This is a genomic window from Neobacillus niacini (assembly GCF_023715785.1).
In the GTDB taxonomy this organism is placed as follows: Bacteria; Bacillota; Bacilli; order Bacillales; family Cytobacillaceae; genus Neobacillus; species Neobacillus niacini_E.
In genome coordinates this window covers 1-255 of sequence record NZ_JAMBOX010000115.1, presented here as the reverse complement: position 1 = coordinate 255, position 255 = coordinate 1, and the positions used below count along the sequence as shown (strand labels likewise).

Below are 255 nucleotides of genomic sequence, written 5' to 3'. Positions count from 1 at the left end.
CCTTGTGCCTTTACACTCTACGAATGATTTCCAACCATTCTGAGGGAACCTTTGGGCGCCTCCGTTACTCTTTGGGAGGCGACCGCCCCAGTCAAACTGCCCACCTGACACTGTCTCCCACCCCGATTAGGGGTGCGGGTTAGAATTTCAATACAGCCAGGGTAGTATCCCACCGACGCCTCCACCGAAGCTGGCGCTCCGGCTTCTCAGGCTCCTACCTATCCTGTACAAGCTGTACCAAAATTCAATATCAGG

At 54.5% G+C, this 255-nt stretch carries 1 rRNA gene; it reads right to left on the bottom strand.

The annotated features are described in order from the left end of the window. Positions 1-255, bottom strand: a 23S ribosomal RNA gene (locus M3234_RS29935); the annotation flags it as partial.